The sequence below is a fragment of the Mesorhizobium sp. ES1-4 genome, from assembly GCF_020164745.1.
Classification (GTDB): Bacteria; Pseudomonadota; Alphaproteobacteria; order Rhizobiales; family Rhizobiaceae; genus Mesorhizobium.
The window spans coordinates 68618-85778 of record NZ_JAIUGV010000010.1; the positions used below are offsets into that span (position 1 = coordinate 68618).

16 protein-coding genes and 1 riboswitch are annotated in these 17161 nt (G+C 65.3%); of the genes, 8 read left to right on the forward strand and 8 right to left on the reverse strand.

The window, feature by feature from the left end; genetic code table 11:
• The first annotated feature begins 8 nt into the window (after window positions 1-8).
• Window positions 9-767, forward strand: a complete 759-nt coding sequence (locus tag LB556_RS20170) for a cobalt-precorrin-6A reductase (RefSeq protein WP_224569491.1) — start codon at window positions 9-11, stop codon at window positions 765-767.
• Here LB556_RS20170 and LB556_RS20175 read toward each other — a convergent pair.
• From LB556_RS20175 to LB556_RS20210, 8 genes are all read right to left on the reverse strand, one after another.
• On the reverse strand, window positions 731-1495 hold the full coding sequence (locus LB556_RS20175) for a precorrin-3B C(17)-methyltransferase (protein WP_224569492.1): 765 nt from the start codon (window positions 1493-1495) through the stop codon (window positions 731-733). The two genes, LB556_RS20170 and LB556_RS20175, sit on opposite strands and share 37 nt — an antisense overlap.
• A complete protein-coding gene (locus LB556_RS20180; protein ID WP_224569493.1) occupies window positions 1492-2250 on the reverse strand; it encodes a precorrin-2 C(20)-methyltransferase in 759 nt (252 codons plus the stop codon). Before LB556_RS20180 ends, LB556_RS20175 begins: the two co-directional genes overlap by 4 nt.
• On the reverse strand, window positions 2247-2879 hold the full coding sequence (locus LB556_RS20185; protein ID WP_224569494.1) for a precorrin-8X methylmutase: 633 nt from the start codon (window positions 2877-2879) through the stop codon (window positions 2247-2249). The genes LB556_RS20180 and LB556_RS20185 overlap by 4 nt, the downstream gene beginning before the upstream one ends.
• 2 nt (window positions 2880-2881) lie before the next feature.
• Window positions 2882-4261, reverse strand: a complete 1380-nt coding sequence (gene cobG / locus LB556_RS20190) for a precorrin-3B synthase (RefSeq protein WP_224569495.1) — start codon at window positions 4259-4261, stop codon at window positions 2882-2884.
• Entirely contained in the window at window positions 4258-7737 is a 3480-nt protein-coding gene (cobN, locus tag LB556_RS20195) for a cobaltochelatase subunit CobN (RefSeq protein ID WP_224569496.1), read from the reverse strand. The genes cobG and cobN overlap by 4 nt, the downstream gene beginning before the upstream one ends.
• A gap of 19 nt (window positions 7738-7756) precedes the next feature.
• Entirely contained in the window at window positions 7757-8794 is a 1038-nt protein-coding gene (gene cobW / locus LB556_RS20200) for a cobalamin biosynthesis protein CobW (RefSeq protein ID WP_224569497.1), read from the reverse strand.
• Between the two features lie 2 nt (window positions 8795-8796).
• Entirely contained in the window at window positions 8797-9225 is a 429-nt protein-coding gene (locus tag LB556_RS20205) for a DUF1636 family protein (RefSeq protein ID WP_224569498.1), read from the reverse strand.
• Between the two features lie 37 nt (window positions 9226-9262).
• A riboswitch (cobalamin riboswitch) is annotated at window positions 9263-9471 on the reverse strand.
• A 29-nt stretch (window positions 9472-9500) separates the two neighbouring features.
• Window positions 9501-10700 (reverse strand): winged helix-turn-helix domain-containing protein, encoded by a 1200-nt coding sequence (locus tag LB556_RS20210; protein ID WP_224569499.1) that lies wholly within the window; start codon window positions 10698-10700, stop codon window positions 9501-9503.
• Between the two features lie 333 nt (window positions 10701-11033).
• On the opposite strand from LB556_RS20210, the gene LB556_RS20215 reads away from it, so the two are divergent.
• The 7 genes from LB556_RS20215 to LB556_RS20245 all read left to right on the forward strand — a co-directional run bounded on the left by LB556_RS20215 (window position 11034) and on the right by LB556_RS20245 (window position 17130).
• Window positions 11034-11399, forward strand: a complete 366-nt coding sequence (locus LB556_RS20215) for an NADH-quinone oxidoreductase subunit A (RefSeq protein ID WP_010910112.1) — start codon at window positions 11034-11036, stop codon at window positions 11397-11399.
• On the forward strand, window positions 11390-11971 hold the full coding sequence (locus tag LB556_RS20220) for a NuoB/complex I 20 kDa subunit family protein (RefSeq protein ID WP_015317338.1): 582 nt from the start codon (window positions 11390-11392) through the stop codon (window positions 11969-11971). Before LB556_RS20215 ends, LB556_RS20220 begins: the two co-directional genes overlap by 10 nt.
• Window positions 11972-11975: 4 nt before the next feature.
• Complete coding sequence (locus LB556_RS20225; RefSeq protein ID WP_224569500.1) at window positions 11976-12581, forward strand: NADH-quinone oxidoreductase subunit C; 606 nt, start codon at window positions 11976-11978, stop codon at window positions 12579-12581.
• 9 nt (window positions 12582-12590) lie between these two features.
• Window positions 12591-13781 carry an NADH-quinone oxidoreductase subunit D gene (locus LB556_RS20230; RefSeq protein ID WP_224569501.1) on the forward strand — a complete coding sequence of 397 codons (1191 nt, stop codon included), beginning with the start codon at window positions 12591-12593 and terminating at the stop codon, window positions 13779-13781.
• Window positions 13782-15056, forward strand: a complete 1275-nt coding sequence (locus LB556_RS20235; protein ID WP_224569502.1) for an NADH-quinone oxidoreductase subunit E — start codon at window positions 13782-13784, stop codon at window positions 15054-15056. It abuts the gene before it with no gap.
• 10 nt (window positions 15057-15066) lie between these two features.
• Window positions 15067-16371, forward strand: coding sequence for an NADH-quinone oxidoreductase subunit NuoF (gene nuoF, locus LB556_RS20240; protein ID WP_224569503.1), 1305 nt, complete (start codon window positions 15067-15069; stop codon window positions 16369-16371).
• A gap of 66 nt (window positions 16372-16437) precedes the next feature.
• Window positions 16438-17130, forward strand: coding sequence for an NADH-ubiquinone dehydrogenase (locus LB556_RS20245; protein WP_224569504.1), 693 nt, complete (start codon window positions 16438-16440; stop codon window positions 17128-17130).
• Window positions 17131-17161 lie beyond the last annotated feature (31 nt).

Genomic DNA, 17161 nt, shown 5'->3' on the forward strand with positions numbered 1-17161 from the left:
GGGTGCCTATGAAGACGATCCTGATCCTCGGCGGCACAACGGAAGCGCGCCAATTGGCGGGACAGCTGGCCACGCGCGCCTCGGTCACGCTGTCGCTGGCCGGCCGCACGGAAAGTCCGGTCGCTCAAGGCGTTCCGGTGCGAAGCGGTGGGTTTGGCGGCGCCGATGGGTTGGCCGCCTACCTCAAGGACAGGTCTATCGACCTGCTGATCGACGCCACGCATCCCTATGCGGCGCGAATCTCCGCCAACGCGGCGCAGGCCGCGCGGCTGAGCGGTGTGCCGATCCTTGCCTTGCGCCGCCCGGGCTGGGAGCCTGTCGAAGGCGACCGCTGGATCGAGGTCGACACGGTCGGCACTGCCGTAAAAGCGCTTGGATCGGCACCGCGCCGCGTCTTCCTGGCAATCGGCCGGCAGGAGGCCGCCGCGTTCGAAGCCGCCCCGCAACACCATTATCTCATACGCAGCGTCGATCCGGTCGAGCCAGAGTTGGCGGTGCTGGATGCGACCTACCTGCTGGCGCGAGGGCCGTTCCACGAGAGGGATGAGCGTGTGCTTTTGGAAGGACAAAGCATCGACATCGTCGTGTCCAAAAACAGTGGCGGCGCGGCCACCTACGGCAAGATTGCGGCTGCGCGGGCGCTTGGCATGGATGTGGTCATGGTCCGCAGGCCCGCGCTGCCGGAGGTGCCTTCGGCTGAAACCGTCGAAGCGCTGGCCGCGATGGTCGATCATTTCGTCGAGCCCGCCGCCGAGCGCGGCGTGTAGACCAGCGCCGGCTTGTCGCCACGCTTGATGATCCGGGTCTCCGGCGAACCGATGATGATGCAGGTCGCCATATCAGCCTTTTCAGCGTCGGCATCGGCCAGCAGATAGACCTCGATGCGCTCGTCCGGCCGGCCGGCAGCGCGGCCGAAGATCACCGGCGTGGTGCCGGGCAGAATCGCCGTCAGGCATTCGAAGGCGCGGCCAAGCTGCCAGGGGCGCGCCTTGCTGATCGGGTTGTAGAGCGCGATGACGAAACCGGCGCCCGCCGCCGCCAGCAGGCGCAGTTCGATCAGATCCCATGGCTTCAGATTGTCGGACAGCGAGATGGCGCAGAAATCATGGCCAAGCGGCGCACCGATGCGGGCGGCGACCGCGAGCATGGCGGTGACGCCCGGCACCACGGCGACGTCGACCGCACGCCATTCGGCCGGGCCGGCCTCGATCGCCTCGCAGACCGCCGCAGCCATGGCGAAGACGCCGGGGTCGCCGCCGGACACGACGGCGACGTCGTGGCCTTCGGCGGCCTTGGTCAGGGCGTCCTTGGAGCGGGCGAGCTCCTCGCGGTTGTCGGAAGCGACGCGGGTCTGGTCCGGGCGCAGGTCGAGCCGGTCGAGATAGGGCTTGTAGCCATAGAAGAACTTTGCCTCGGCGACAGCGCGGCTAGCCTCCGGTGTCACCTGGTCGGCATTGCCGGGTCCGAGGCCGATGACGGTGAGACGGCCGCTCATGCCTGCGCTCCCGCCACGCCCGGCCGGGCGGACCAGCCGGCGACCAGCACGATGGCGAAGTAGGGCGCCTTGTCGTCCGGTTTGTCGGCGAGCTTCATCGAGACGCTGCCGGCCATGGTGCCGCGCTCGACATAGACGGCGCGCGTCAGCTTGCCGGTTGCCTCCAGCGCCCGCCTGATCTTGGGCAGGTTGCGGCCGACCTTCATGATGACGGCGGCATCGGTGTCGGCGAGGCGACGCGTCAGCTCGAACTCGCTCATCGTGCCGGGCAGCACGGTCAGCACATCGTCGCCCTGGACGATCGGCAGGCCGGTCGCCGACCAGCAGCCCGACATGGCGGTGATGCCGGGGATGACCTCGGTGTGGAAGCGATGGGCGAGGCGCACATGCAGATGCATGTAGGAGCCGTAGAACAGCGGATCGCCCTCGGACAGCACGGCAACCATCATGCCCGATTCCAGATGCTCGGCGACCCTCTCGGCCGACTCTTCGTAAAAGCCGGTGATCTGCGACCGGTAATCGTCGTGATCCTTGTCGATTTCCGTAGTCACGGGATAGAGCAGCGGCAGTTCCAGCATATCTGGCCGGAAGCGCGCCTCGACAATGGCGCGCGCATTGCTGTTGTTGCCGCGCTTGGCGAAATAGGCCACGACATCGGCTTCGGCCAGCGCTCGCGCGGCCTTCAGCGTCAACAATTCGAAGTCGCCGGGACCGGTGCCGACACCGACAAGCCTGCCTTTGGAAATTGCGTTCACAGGCCGGGCCTCGCCAGAGAATTGAGCGCGGCGGCGGTCATCGCGCTGCCGCCAAGCCGGCCGCGCACGATGGCGTAGGGGACGCCACGGGAATTTTCGGCCAGCGCATCCTTCGATTCGGCGGCACCGACGAAGCCGACCGGCATGCCGATGATGGCCGCCGGCTTCGGTGCGCCATCACGCAGTTTTTCAAGCAGGTAGAACAGCGCGGTTGGCGCATTGCCGATGGCGACGACCGAACCGGCCATGCGCTCGCCCCACAGGTCGATCGCGGCGGCCGAACGGGTGTTGCCGATCTCCCTGGCGATTTCGTGCGTGCGCGGGTCGCGCAAGGTGCAGATCACCTCGTTGCCGGCCGGCAGCCGGGCACGGGTGACGCCGTGCGAGACCATTTCAGCGTCGCAGAAGATCGGCGCCCCGGCCGCGAGGGCTTTGCGGGCGGCGGTGACGAAATCGGGGGAGAAGACAAAATGGCTCGCGGCTTCGACCTGGCCGCAGGCATGGATCATGCGGATGGCGACATCGGCCTCGGCTTCGGAAAAGCGCGACAGATCGGCCTCGGAGCGGATGATGGCGAAGGAGCGCTCGTAGATCGCCGTGCCGTCGTGGATATAGTCGTAGGCGGCCATGCTCATTCCTGTTGGTACATTTCGGCGATTGCCGCCGCGCCAAGCCTTGTCAGGCAAGCGGCGTCGGTTTCGCCTTGAGATCGTGCGCTGCGGATCACCGCCGCGACGCGGCTGATGCCGCGCGCGGCGTCATAGCCCGGCCTGTAGCCGGCAGGAAGAGCCTTTGCCGTCGCGTTCACGACAAGTCCGGCTCCGTTTTCGCCGCCGACCAAAGTCAGCGCAGCCGGACCGGGGTGGGCGCAGCCCTTGGCGCAACCGGAGACATGCAGTGTGAAGTCGAGACTATCAACGCCTTCGGCGGCGATCGCTTCGGCGATGTCGCGGGTCGCGATGCGGCCGGATGCGCAGGCCGGCGTGCCGGGGCAGGCGGCGATTCGGGTGCGCGGATCGGTGGGGGAGATGATGAAGCCCAGGGCGGCGGCGACGTCCTGGAGAGATTGGTTGGCGTCCGCTGGCTGACCGAGGAAGAGCAAGGCACGGCCAGGCGCGAGACGGATTTCGGTGGTGCTGAGGGCGAGGGCGCTTTTTGCAAGGCCGATGATCTTGTCCGCCGGCATGCTGCCATAGGGCAGGCCGATACCGAGGGCGTGGAAACGGCTCAATGGGAATAGACCGATAGGGAGGCGCTCCGTCGCTCCCCCCTCTGGCGTGCCGGCCATCTCCCCCGCAAGAATGTCCGGCACGGCAGAGGGGGGTGTGAAGGATTGCCAGCCTGCGAGCGATACCAACTGTCTATCCGACAAATCGCGTGCATGAGCCTCGCGGCCTTTTTCGGCTACCATCCTGAGAGCCGCGACAGCAATGTCGCGTGCCGGATCTTCACTCGCCACAGTGAGCGGCCTGGCAGTCTGCCGATCACCAGCAACAGACACGCACCACTGGATTCCGACGTCTGTGCGCGTTGCAACAAGCCGCACATCGGCCGTCACTGCATCCATCGCCAGTTGGCCACCGCCGTCGACGATCACCGCAACCTTCGGCCCCAGTCTGGTTGCCAGCCCGGCGTCCTCAATGGCCACCCGAATGCGTTCAGCCAGCCGTCGCGGATCGGCGATCTCCTTCGGGTCGACGCCGGCCAAAGGGCCGGTCTCGACAGGTACGCCGGTGCGCACCGCGATGCCCAGCGCATCGACCTCCGCCGCCAGCAAGGCGGCGCTTTCCGTCGTCAGGCCGCGTATCTGCAGGCTGCCGCGCGCGGTCACCTCCATGATGCCGTTGCCATGCCGCAAGGCGGATTCTGCGACTTCGATCAACAGCTTCGGCGACAATCCCCCGGAAGATGGGCCTCCGGCGACCGGGTTGAGCCGCACCAGCAGGCCATCCCCGGTTTGCATCGGCGCCGACAGGGCTGGGCAGGCGCCACGGCGCGAGAAGGCGTTCATGCCGCGACTCCGAGGGCTTCCGCCTCGGCAATCAGAGCGGCGAGATCGTCGTCGATGGAATTGCGCAAGGGATGCCAGAGGCCGCGCCGGCGCGCCGACAGGAACCGCTCGGCAATGACTTTGGCGGCGGCGGGATTTTCGCGCAGGATGAAGGCGCGAACTTCTGGGTCGCCGACATAGGCATCGTGCACGGCCTCGATCAGCGCGCCTGAAATGGCGTGGGTGGTTTCGGCGAAGCCAACCAGCCGGTCGACGGTCTCGGCGAATTCGGATGCGCCGCGCGGACCGTGGCGCATCTGCCCCGATATGAAGCGGGCATTGACGGCCCGGGCCCGCACCACCCGCGACACAGCCTCGCCGACCGAGCGCGGCTTCGGCTTTTGCGGATCCGTGGTGTCGAGTACGATGACGTCGGCATTCCGGCCGATGGCCGCAAGGGCGGCCGAAAAGCCGCCGATGAAGGCGACATCGGCAGAGCCTTCGAGAATATCACGACCGGGATCGTCGCCGGTGTGGACGAGAAGATCGGCCTCGGCGATGCGGCCCTCGAAGGCGCCGGGTGCGGAGATGCCGTCGCCGCCGGCGCCGCCATAGGCGTGCGAGGTGGCGTCGAGATAGGCGCGGCCGATGTCTTCCCTTGCGTCCCAGCCGCCGCTCGACAACAGGTCCTCGACGCCGGCGCCGTAAGTGCCGGGCGAGGTGCCGAAGATGCGCGGGCTGACCTTGCCATCAGCGCGTGTCCTTGCGGCGAGCGGATTTTCCGAATCGTCCTCGTCGCGCGCGGCAACGGTGTTGGCGGCGGTGTCGATCAGCGCGATCTGGGTCGGGAACATGTCGCGGAACAGGCCCGATATGCGCCAGGTGACGTCGACGCGCGGGCGGCCGAGTGTGGCCGGCGGCAGCACCTCGATGCCGGTGATGCGGCCGGTCGCGCTGTCCCATTGCGGCCGACAGCCCATCAACGCCAGACCCTGCGCGATCTCTTCGCCGCCGGTGCGCAGCGAGGCCGAGCCCCAGAGATCGATGACCAGGGAGCGCGGCCAGTCGCCATGCGCCTGCATGTAGGCGCGCACGACCTCCTCGGCCGCCGCCTTGCCGATCTCATAGGCGGTCGGCGTCGGCATGGTGCGCGGGTCCGAGGTGAACAGATTGCGGCCGGTGGGCAGCACGTCGGAGCGGCCACGCGCGGGTGCGCCGGCCGGACCGGCCTTGACGTGGCGGCCATCCAGCGCGGCAAGCAACGCGGCCTTCTCGGCGTCGGCGCTTTGCCGGCGCATGGGGTCCGGCTCACCCTCGGAGGTGCGGCCGTAGATATGCAGCCCGTCCTTGATGGCGAAATCCTTGAGGTCGCATAGCCAGGCATCGATGCGGCGCAGCGCTTCGTCGGGCGCATCGGTCCTGGCGACGCCGGCTTCGGCGGCGAGACCGGTTTTTTGCGCGGTATCGACGATCAGCTTCGCCAAGCGGTCGCGCCGGCGGCGGTCGAGCCCGTCGGCTTGGGCGTATTCGTCGACCAGCCGTTCGAGCTTGTGCTGTTCCTCGTCCAGCCCGGCGCCTGTCAGCGGCGGCGGCAGATGGCCGAGCGTGACGGCGGCAATGCGCCGCTTGGCCTGTGCTGCTTCGCCGGGGTTGGAGACGATGAAGGGATAGATGACGGGCAGCGCGCCGGTCACGATCTCGGGGAAGCAGGCTTGCGAGAGCGCAACCGTCTTGCCGGGCAGCCATTCCAGCGTGCCATGGGCGCCGACATGGATGAGGGCGTGGACGCCTAGCGATTTGCGCAGCCATAGGCCAAAGGCGAGCAAGGCATGGCGCGGGGGGAGCGTCGGGTCGTGGTAATCGGCGCGGCGGTCGGCTGACCGGCCACGGTCGGGAGCGAGTGCGACGGTGATGTTGCCGAAATGCGCGGCGCGGAAAGCGAAGTTGGGGGGCGCCTCACCAAGACCTGTTCCGTCTTCCGCTCTGCCCCAAGCAGCCTCGACCGCGGCCATTGCCGGTCCCGGCAGCTCTGCCGAAAGGGCGCGATAGTCGTCCAGCCTCAGCCCGGCGTCGCCGCGCTCCAACAAATCCAGCAATTCACGCGGCGTTCGCGGAATCCCTTCAACGGCATATCCTTGTTGCTTAAGGTCCCGCAGCATGGCGATCACGCTGGACGGTACATCCAGCCCGACCGCATAGCCGGTGCGGCCAGGAGCGCTGGGATAGTCGGGAATGAGCACCGCCAGCTTGCGTTCGGCGCTAGGGATCTCCCGCAGGCGAATGAGGGCCGCCACGCGCTTGGCCACCTGCGTCACACGATCCGGTTCCGGTCGGTTGGCCAACGCCCGGTGGCCAAGCGCCGGGTCGACATCGCTTTCGCCCTTGAAGGAGATGGCGCCGGCAAGGATGCGGCCGTCGAGCTCGGGCAGGACGACATGCATGGCGAGGTCGGCGGGGGCTAGTCCGCGCTGGTTGTTCTCCCAGATATCGCGGCGGGTGGTGGCGACGATGACCTGGAAGACCGGGACGCCGGCGCGGTCGAACAGGGTTTCGACACCGGGCTCCGCGCCGGACGCAAAAGCGGTCGCGGTGATGATGGCGGCCGGTTTCAGCGCGGCGAGGGCGGTTTCGACGAAGGCGAGGGACGCCGGGTCTTTGAGGCTGGAGACGAAGATCGGCGCGGGGGTGATGCCACGCTGCTGCAGTGCTTCAAAAAGCGCATCGATTGGCGCGACATCGGCAGCGAGCAGCATCGAGCGGTAAAACAGGATGGGCACGATCTTTCCCTCCCCCTCGAGGGGAGGGTGGCCCGCAGGGTCGGGTGGGGTCGGTGCGACCGGACGCGACGTTTCTTTGAGTCGGCGCGTTTTGGATAGGACCCCACCCCCGGCCTGCGGCCGGACCCTCCCCTCGGGGGGGAGGGGGACGCCGCGTTCGACGACGCCACGTCCTGGCTCGTAGTAGCCCGCTTTGGGCACAGTTACCGGCGCTGCTGCTGCTTCATCCTGTCCTGCCAGCCCTGCCAACCTCCGCACAAGCGAACTCATATTGGCTGGGCCGCCCTCGCGAAAATAGCCGAGCAGGCCGTCGAGTTCGGCGCGCGGCAGCGTCGAGGCTTCGATCAGCCTGAGATCCTCGTCATGGCTTTCGCCCGGAAGCAGCGCCAGTCCTATGCCGCGCTCGCGGGCAATGGCCGCAAGTTGGTCGCAGCCATAGCGCCACCAATCGTAGCCGCCGAGGATGCGCACCAGGATGACCTTGGCATGGCGGGCGACGCTGTCGATCCAGAGATCGACGGACATGGGATGGCGCAGGTCGCGAAGTGCGGCGAGCCGCATCGAGGGCAGGCGGTCGGCGTCGGCCTTCCATGCCGCCGCCAGCCCGGCGAGATCGCTGTCGGTGAAGGACAGGGCCACGACATCCGCCGGCGTCTGCCGCAGATCGACAGGCTCGACGAGGTCGTCGAGCGAGGCGGAGGTCGTGGTGAGGATGTGCATCGCGGCCCGTGCCTAAAGATCAGCCGGCGAGTATGCGTTCGATCGCAGGGCGGTTCAGCCCCTTGAGGCCGATGACGACGAGGCGCGAGCGGCGGTCGTCCTCGGCGGTCCAGGCGCGGTCATAGTAGTGATTGACGCGCGGGCCGACGGCCTGCAGCAAGAGCCGCATCGGTTTGCCGCCGACCTCGACGAAACCTTTCACACGCAGCACGTTTTCCTGTTCGGCGGCGGTGGCAACACGTTTTGCCAGTTCATCCGGGTTGGCGATCGAGGGAATGTCGACGATGAAGGTGTCGAAATCGTCATGCTCGTGGTCGAAGGCTCCGTCATGATGGGACTTGCGGTTCTCGATGTCGTCCTCGACGGCGAGCCCGAGCCCGAGCAGTATGGAGGGATCGACCTTGCCGTGAGAGGTCGGCACGATCTTGACGGCGCGGGCGGAGTGTTCGTTGACGATGGCGTTGGCGCGCGCCGAACCGGCGGCGTCCATCAGGTCGCTCTTCGACAGGATGATCAGGTCTGCGCAGGCGATCTGGTCCTCGAATACCTCCTCGACCGGATCGTCATGGTCGAGGCTTTCATCGCCGGCGCGCTGCGCCTGGAGGGCGTCCATGTCGTTGGCGACGCGGCCTTCGGCCAGTGCGGGACCGTCCACCACCGCGATCACGCCATCGACGGTCACGCGGCTCTTCACCGTCGGCCATTGAAAGGCTTGCACCAGCGGCTTGGGCAAGGCGAGGCCCGAAGTTTCGATCAGGATGTGGTCGACCTTCGGCGTCAGCGACAGGATCTGGTCGAGTGCCGGCACGAAATCGTCGGCGACGGTGCAGCAGATGCAGCCATTGGCCAGTTCGACGATGTTTTCCTCGGGGCAGGTCTCGATGCCGCAGCCCTTCAGGATTTCGCCGTCAATGCCGATGTCGCCGAACTCGTTGACGATGATCGCGATACGCTTGCCGCCGGCGTTTTCCAGGATATGGCGGACCAGCGTCGTCTTGCCGGCGCCGAGGAAGCCGGTGACGACGGTGCAGGGAACGCGGGAAACGGATGTGGTCATGGTCAGTCTTTCAGCATGTCGAGGGGAGGGATGCGGGCAACGAGGCCGCGCTTGAGGGAATCGGGCCGGCCGCGCCATGGGATGAGGCCGTCGCTCGAGGTGGCGAAGAGTTTCGCGCCGGTGACGAGGTCGGCGCCGCTGGCGGTGGTCAGGTCGCCGAAGACATAGCTCCAGCAGCCTTCGCGCAGGATCGCGGCGCTGAGGCGGCGCTTGCAATTGCCGAGGCATTCGACCGTGCGGATGCGGATTTCCTCGCCCGAGGCGGCCTGGCGCGTATCTTCGGCCAAAAGTTCGCCGGCCCGGGGATGGGCGTCGGAGCCGGTCTCGTCGCGGCAGGAGGCGCAGACGATGACGGTGATGCCGGCCAGGCAATCATCCCCGCCGGACGAAATGTCCGTTTTTTCAGCCGAAAAACTGCTGTCGCTATCCAAATCAGGCTCCTTGCCCGGAAAACCCGCCGGGCGATCGGATTCTTGCATTCCAGACGGCAGGTCTCCTGGCTCGCGGGTCATCGCCTTGGGTAGCCGCCTTCCCGGGACAATCCCAGTGGCTTTCGGCCTTGGCTCTTCGCTCACAGTTGCGGGGACAGCCGCGGATTTGGAATCTTTCAATCCCGCACCGCATTCCCTCTTGGCTCCTCCCTTTGCCGAGAGGAGACCGTCTAAACTGGATTTAGGCTCTTGCGGGCAGCGGTGTCAACGCGAGCTTACGACACCGCGATGTCGGACAGCGCCGGGCCCAGATCGCCGGCAGGTGTCACTTCGATGCGTTCAAGGCCAAGCCAGCCCTGCATCTGCTTCAATTCCTCGAACAGCTGAGCGGCGGTTTCAGCCGGTGCGCTGGGTTCGGCGTAAGCAGCATGGACGCGCAAAACACTGGCCGGCCGGTCGGCCTTGAGGTCGACGCGCGCCACGATTCTGTCACCGAGCAGGAAGGGCAGGACATAGTAGCCGTACTGGCGCTTGTCGGCCGGCGTGTAGATCTCGATGCGGTAGCGGAAATCGAACAGCCGCTCCGAGCGCGAGCGTTCGAAGACGACCGGATCGAACGGCGCCAGCAGGGCGTTGGCCTCGATCTTGCGCGGCAAACGAGCATCCTTGTGAAGGTAAGCCGGCTTGTCCCAGCCTTCGACCCGCATCGGAAGCAGATCGCCCGTTTCAACCAACTCCTCAAGCCGGCCTTTCATGTCGGCCGGGGACAAGCGGAAATAGTCGCGTAAATCGCCTGATGTCGCGATGCCGTGGGCGCGGGCCGAAATGCGCAGCAATTCGCGATGCGCCTCCTCGACTGATGGCACCGGCATATCGAGGATCGCCTGCGGCAGCACGCGCTCAGGCAGGTCATAGAAGCGCTCGAAGCCCCGCCGGTGCGCGGTGGTGATGCGCCCGGCCCAGAACAGCCATTCGAAGGCATGCTTGGCGTGGCTCCAGCCCCACCAGCCGCCCGAACCTTTCTGGCCTTCGAGCGCCGAAGCGGCGATCGGGCCGCGGTCCGCGACCTCGCGGTAGATCTCCTCTATATAGGCGGCATGTTCGCGGCCCCATTTGGCCAACCCCAGATACATTTCGTCGCCTCGCTCGGCGCGCTGCATGCGCCAGCGCATCAGCGGATAGGTCTCGACGGGCAGGAACGAAGCCTCGTGCGCCCAATATTCGAAGACCGTGCGCTTGCGCGTCACCGCTGCGTTGTCGAGCAAGGCGAGGGGATAGGGGCCAAGACGCGAATAGAGTGGCATGTAGTGCGCGCGCACCACCGCGCTGACGGAATCGATCTGCAACAGGCCAGTCCGTGACAGGACCCGGGCGAAGTGGCGGCGGTCGGGCGTGGCGGCGGGGCGGGGATCGAGAAACCCCTGAGCGGCGAGCGCGATGCGCCGGGCGGCGGCAAGCGAGATCTTTTCCTTCATGCGATGCGTCTCTGATGGACTTTCCGGCGTCGTTGCGAAGCGTGATTCCAGCCCATGCTAGCAGGGTTTTGACGGCAAGCCTGTCAGGAGAGAAAAGTGGAGTAGAAACGGAAGGAAATCAAACAGGAGCGCATGAGACCAGTTTCTCCCGGAATGCCGTCCAGCCCCGTGTTTTGAACAAGGTTTGACTTGCTTCGCTGGAAGTGCTGCGCTAACCCTCGCCGCGTTGCAGCAAAGGCTCCTTAAAACGGTTCAGCGGTTAAACTGTCACGCTTCCGCATTAAGGTCCGGTGCTGTAATCAACGTGGATTGGCGCCAACGGAAAGCCGCTGCATGAACGCACTCCTCAGTTCGTACCTGCCCATCGTCCTGTTCATCGGCGTGGCACTCGTCGTCGGCCTGGCGCTGTTGGCCGCACCGTTCCTGGTGGCGTATCGCAACCCCGATCCCGAAAAGCTTTCCGCCTACGAGTGCGGTTTCAACTCGTTCGACGACGCCCGCATGAAGTTCGACATCCGTTTCTACCTGGTGTCGATCCTGTTCATCATCTTCGACCTCGAAGTGGCCTTCCTGTTTCCCTGGGCGGTATCCTTCTCGAAGATCGGCATGCTTGGCTTCTGGTCTATGATGGTATTTTTGGCGGTGCTGACGATCGGCTTTGCCTATGAATGGAAAAAAGGAGCGCTGGAATGGGATTGAACGACAGTTCAGGCACCCTCGTCGCGCCAAAGCCCAAGGGCATCATCGATCCCAACACCGGCCGGCCGGTGGGGGAGGACGATCCCTTCTTCCTCGAAATCAACAATGAGCTTGCCGACAAGGGTTTTCTGGTCACCTCGACCGAGGCGCTGATAACCTGGGCGCGCAGCGGGTCGCTGATGTTCATGACCTTCGGGCTGGCGTGCTGCGCCGTCGAGATGATCCACACCTCGATGCCGCGCTACGACTCGGAACGCTTCGGCGTCGCGCCACGCGCGTCTCCGCGCCAGTCCGACATCATGATCGTCGCTGGTACGCTGACCAACAAGATGGCGCCGGCGCTACGCAAGGTCTATGACCAGATGCCGGAGCCGCGCTACGTCATCTCGATGGGCTCCTGCGCCAATGGCGGCGGCTACTACCATTATTCCTATTCGGTGGTGCGCGGCTGCGACCGCGTCGTGCCGGTCGACATCTATGTGCCCGGCTGCCCGCCGAGCGCCGAAGCCCTGCTCTACGGCATTCTTCTCCTGCAGAAGAAAATCCGCCGCACCGGCACGATCGAACGGTAAATCCATGGCCGCATCACTGAGTGAACTGTCGACCTATCTCGGCGAGAAGCTGCCTGGCCGCTTCGGCGATGCGATGCTCGCTTATGGCGAGCTCACCGTTCACGTCGAGCCTCAAAACCTGGTCGAAGTGATGACCTTCCTGCGCGACGATGCGCGCTGCCAGTTCATCTCGATCATCGATGTCTGTGGCGCCGACTATCCGTCGCGGGCCAAGCGCTTCGACGTCGTCTATCACCTGCTGTCGCCGAAACAGAATCTGCGCATCCGCGTCAAGGTGCAGGCCGATGAGGAGACCATGGTGCCTTCGATCACCGGCGTCTATCCCGGCGCCGACTGGTTCGAGCGCGAGGCCTACGATCTCTATGGCGTGCTGTTCTCGGGCCATCCCGATCTGCGCCGCCTGCTGACCGACTACGGTTTCGAAGGTCATCCGCTGCGCAAGGATTTCCCGCTGACGGGTTTCGTCGAAGTGCGCTACGACGACGAGGCCAAGCGCGTCATCTACGAGCCGGTCGAGCTCAAGCAAGAATTCCGCAATTTCGATTTTCTTTCCCCTTGGGAAGGCACTGACTACGTGCTGCCCGGGGACGAAAAAGCCAAGACGAATTGAGGCGCCAGAATGGCTGAAACCTCCGTCCGCAATTTCAACATCAACTTCGGCCCGCAGCATCCGGCCGCACACGGCGTGTTGCGCCTCGTGCTGGAGCTGGACGGCGAAGTGGTCGATCGCGTCGATCCGCATATCGGGCTACTGCACCGCGGCACCGAGAAGCTGATGGAGCACAAAACCTATCTGCAGGCGGTGCCTTATCTCGACCGGCTTGACTATTGCGCGCCGATGAACCAGGAGCACGCCTTCGCGCTTGCTGCCGAACGGCTGCTCGGCATCGAGGTGCCGAGGCGTGGCCAATTGATCCGCGTCCTCTATTGCGAGATCGGGCGCATCATGTCGCACATCCTCAATGTGACGACGCAGGCGATGGATGTCGGCGCTCTGACGCCGCCGCTGTGGGGCTTCGTAGAGCGCGAAAAGCTGATGGTGTTCTATGAGCGCGCCTCCGGCTCGCGCATGCACGCCGCCTATTTCCGGCCCGGCGGCGTCCACCAGGACCTGCCGCGGCAGCTGGTCGAGGACATCGGCAAATGGATCGATCCGTTCCTGAAGTCGATCGACGATCTCGACAGGCTGCTCACCGGCAACCGCATCTTCAAGCAGCGCAATGTCGATATCGGTGTCGTTTCGCTAGCCGATGCCTGGGCCTGGGGCTTTTCGGGCGTCATGGTGCGCGGCTCGGGCTCGCCGTGGGACCTGCGCAAGTCGCAGCCCTATGAGTGCTATTCGGAAATGGATTTCGACATCCCGATCGGCAAGAACGGCGACTGCTTCGATCGTTATCTCGTGCGCATGGAAGAAATGCGCCAGTCGGCACGGATCATGCGCCAGTGCGTCGATCTGCTGCTCGGCAAGGAAAGCACCGGTCCGGTGTCGAACCTCGACGGCAAGGTGGTGCCGCCCAAGCGCCAGGCGATGAAGCGTTCGATGGAAGCGCTCATCCACCACTTCAAGCTCTACACCGAAGGCTATCGCGTGCCGGCAGGCGAGGTCTATGCGGCGGTCGAGGCGCCGAAGGGCGAGTTCGGCGTCTACCTGGTCTCCGACGGCACCAACAAGCCCTACCGCTGCAAGCTGCGCGCGCCCGGTTTCGCGCATCTGCAAGCCATGGATTTCCTGTGCCGCGGCCACATGCTGGCCGACGTCACCGCCGTTCTTGGCTCTCTCGACATCGTGTTTGGTGAGGTCGATCGCTAAATGTCAGTCCGCCGTCTCGCAGAAGCCAGCCTCCAGCCCGCATCCTTCGCCTTCAACAGGGCGAACGCGGCGGCTGCCAAGCAATGGATCAAGAAGTATCCGAAAGGCCGCGAGCAGTCGGCAATCATTCCACTTCTGATGCTGGCGCAGGAGCAGGAAGGCTGGGTCACGAAGGCGGCGATCGAGACGATTTCGGACATGCTCGGCATGCCGCGTATCCGCGGGCTCGAAGTCGCGACCTTCTACACGCAGTATCAACTGAATCCGGTCGGCACACGCGCGCATATACAGGTTTGCGGCACCACGCCCTGCATGCTGCGCGGCTCGGAAGCGCTGATGGATGTGTGCCGTTCGAAAATCCACCACGACCAGTTCCACACCAACGACAGGGGCACCTTGTCGTGGGAGGAGGTCGAATGCCTGGGGGCCTGCGTCAACGCGCCAATGGTCATGGTGTTCAAGGATACGTTCGAGGATCTGACACCGGAACGGCTGGCCGAAATCATCGATCTCTATGATGCCGGCAAGGGCGCCTCGGTGGCGCCGGGGCCGCAGAACGGCCGCACCGGCTCGGAGCCGGCCTCCGGTTTGACAACACTGAAGAGCGAAAAGGCGATCCTGAAGTCGACCCGCGATCGTGAAGCCCGGGAAGCGGCAAAGGCCGCCAAGGCAGCGCCGGACGCGATCGTCGCGACGCCGGCACCGGCTGGCGCCCCTACCGCGCCGTCCAATGCCAGCAAGCCGAAGACCGATGCGCCGGAGACCAGCCCGGCATTGAAGACGCCTTCGAAGGCCAAGGTGGCGCCGGTGGCCGAGAAGGCCGCGAGCGTTTCGGCCCCGCCGCATTCGGCTGCCAATGCCAACAAGGCAGCGCCGGAAGTCGAGATGGTTTCCAAGCAGCGCAACGGACCGACGGCCAGGGCCGAACCGGCATCCGCCTTCAAGGCGCCGGAAGCCAAGGTGCCTGCCGCGAAGCCGGCAAAACCGTCGCTGCAGGACAAGAACCGTCCGGCCGGTATCGACCGGCCGGCCACGGTCGACGATCTCAAGCTGATCTCCGGCGTCGGCCCGAAGATCGAGGGCATACTGCATACGCTTGGCATCTTCACTTTCGCTCAGGTCGCCTCCTGGAATAGCGCCGAGCGCGAATGGGTCGATGGCTATCTCTCCTTCCACGGCCGCATCGATCGCGACGACTGGGTTGCCCAAGCCACGGCGCTCGCCAAGGGCGGCGTCGCCGAATACATCCGCGTCTTCGGCAAGAAGCCGGTCTGAGGAACGAAAAATGCTTCAGGACAAAGACCGCATCTTCACCAACATCTACGGCCTCTTCGACAAGTCGCTGGCCGGCGCCATGGCACGCGGCGCCTGGGACAACACGCCCGGCATCGTCGCCAAGGGGCGCGACTGGATCGTCAACGAAATGAAGGCGTCGGGTTTGCGCGGCCGTGGCGGCGCCGGCTTCCCGACCGGCCTCAAATGGTCGTTCATGCCCAAGCAGAGCGACGGCCGGCCGAGTTATCTGGTCATCAACGCCGACGAATCCGAGCCCGGCACCTGCAAGGATCGCGATATCCTGCGCAACGACCCGCACACGCTGGTCGAGGGCGCTCTGCTTGCCGGTTTCGCGATGGGCGCCATCGCGGCCTACATCTACGTGCGCGGTGAATTCATCCGCGAGCGCGAGGCGCTGCAGCGCGCCATCGACGAGGCCTACGAGGCCAAGCTGATCGGCAAAGGCAACACGTCGGGCTACGATTTCGACGTCTATATGCATCACGGCGCCGGCGCCTATATCTGCGGCGAAGAGACGGCACTGCTGGAAAGCCTCGAGGGCAAGAAGGGCCAGCCCCGGCTGAAGCCGCCGTTTCCGGCCAATGTCGGCCTCTATGGCTGCCCGACCACCGTCAACAATGTCGAATCGATCGCGGTCGCGCCGACCATCCTGCGCCGGGGGGCGGCCTGGTTCTCGTCCTTCGGCCGGCCCAACAATGTCGGCACCAAGCTGTTCTGCGTCTCCGGCCACGTCAACAATCCGTGCACCGTCGAAGAGGCGATGTCGATCCCGTTCCGCGAGCTGATCGAGACGCATTGCGGCGGCATCCGTGGCGGCTGGGACAACCTGCTCGCCGTCATTCCGGGCGGCGCCTCGGTGCCGTTGGTGCCGGCGGAGCAGATCATCGACACGCCGATGGATTTCGACGCGTTGCGCGACCTCAAATCCGGCCTCGGCACGGCGGCCGTCATCGTCATGGACAAGTCCACCGATGTCGTGAAGGCGATCGCGCGGCTCTCCTACTTCTACAAGCACGAGAGCTGCGGCCAGTGCACGCCGTGCCGCGAAGGCACCGGCTGGATGTGGCGGGTCATGGAGCGGCTGGTGCGCGGCGAGGCGCAGAAGCGCGAGATCGACATGCTGCTCGATGTCACCAAGCAGGTCGAGGGCCACACGATCTGCGCGCTGGGCGATGCGGCTGCCTGGCCGATCCAGGGCTTGATGCGGCATTTCCGTGGCGAGGTGGAGCGTCGCATCGACGAATTTTCACGCAACGCGCACCGGGCCGAACCGGTGATGGTGGCGGCGGAATAAGAAGAAACTTTTGAACGCGGGAAGAAAACGGGGCGGGGCGAACTAAGAAACGACCAGGAGAACTCTATGGCGCCTTATTCGACAGCTTACCCATTGATGCCCAATTTGGAACAGATCGAGAAGATGAACCGGGACCTGACCAGGATGATGCCGAAGGAGATGGCCAGCGCCGTCAACCTTTTCGCACACCCTGTCGCGGGGGCGGTAACGATGTCGGCGCTTGGCATCGGACTTGCCAACCACGCGTTCGGCGTCTGGATAGGCGCGCTTTCGGGAGCCGTCGAGGCATCACAGCGCCTCATGCAGCCGCTGGAGGAATTCGAGGCGCGCGTCGAGCAGGTCGAGGACGTGAACTCGTCGTCCACCAGGGCTCGGGCGACGGCAAAGACCATGATCGCCGACGCACAGTCCTTCGCGCAGGAAGTTACGGACATCGCCGCCAAGGAAGCCGCCACTGCGGCGCCGGCCGCAAATGCCGCTCCGGCAACGGGCGATGCTCCCGGTGTGCTGATGCCCGAGGATTTCCGTCAGCCCAAGGCGATGGACAGGCCGGCGGAGCCTTCGGATCTGAAGGCGATATCGGGCATCGGTCCGAAGCTGGAGACGGTTCTGAACGGGCTCGGTATCTGGACGTTCGCCCAGATCGCCGCGTGGTCGCCGCAAGAGATCGCATGGGTCGACGACTATCTGTCGTTCAAGGGCCGCATCGGCCGTGACGACTGGACTGCCCAGGCCGCGGCGCTGGCCGCCAAGGCGTGAAAGAAATGTCGGGCGCTGCGTCAGCCGCGCC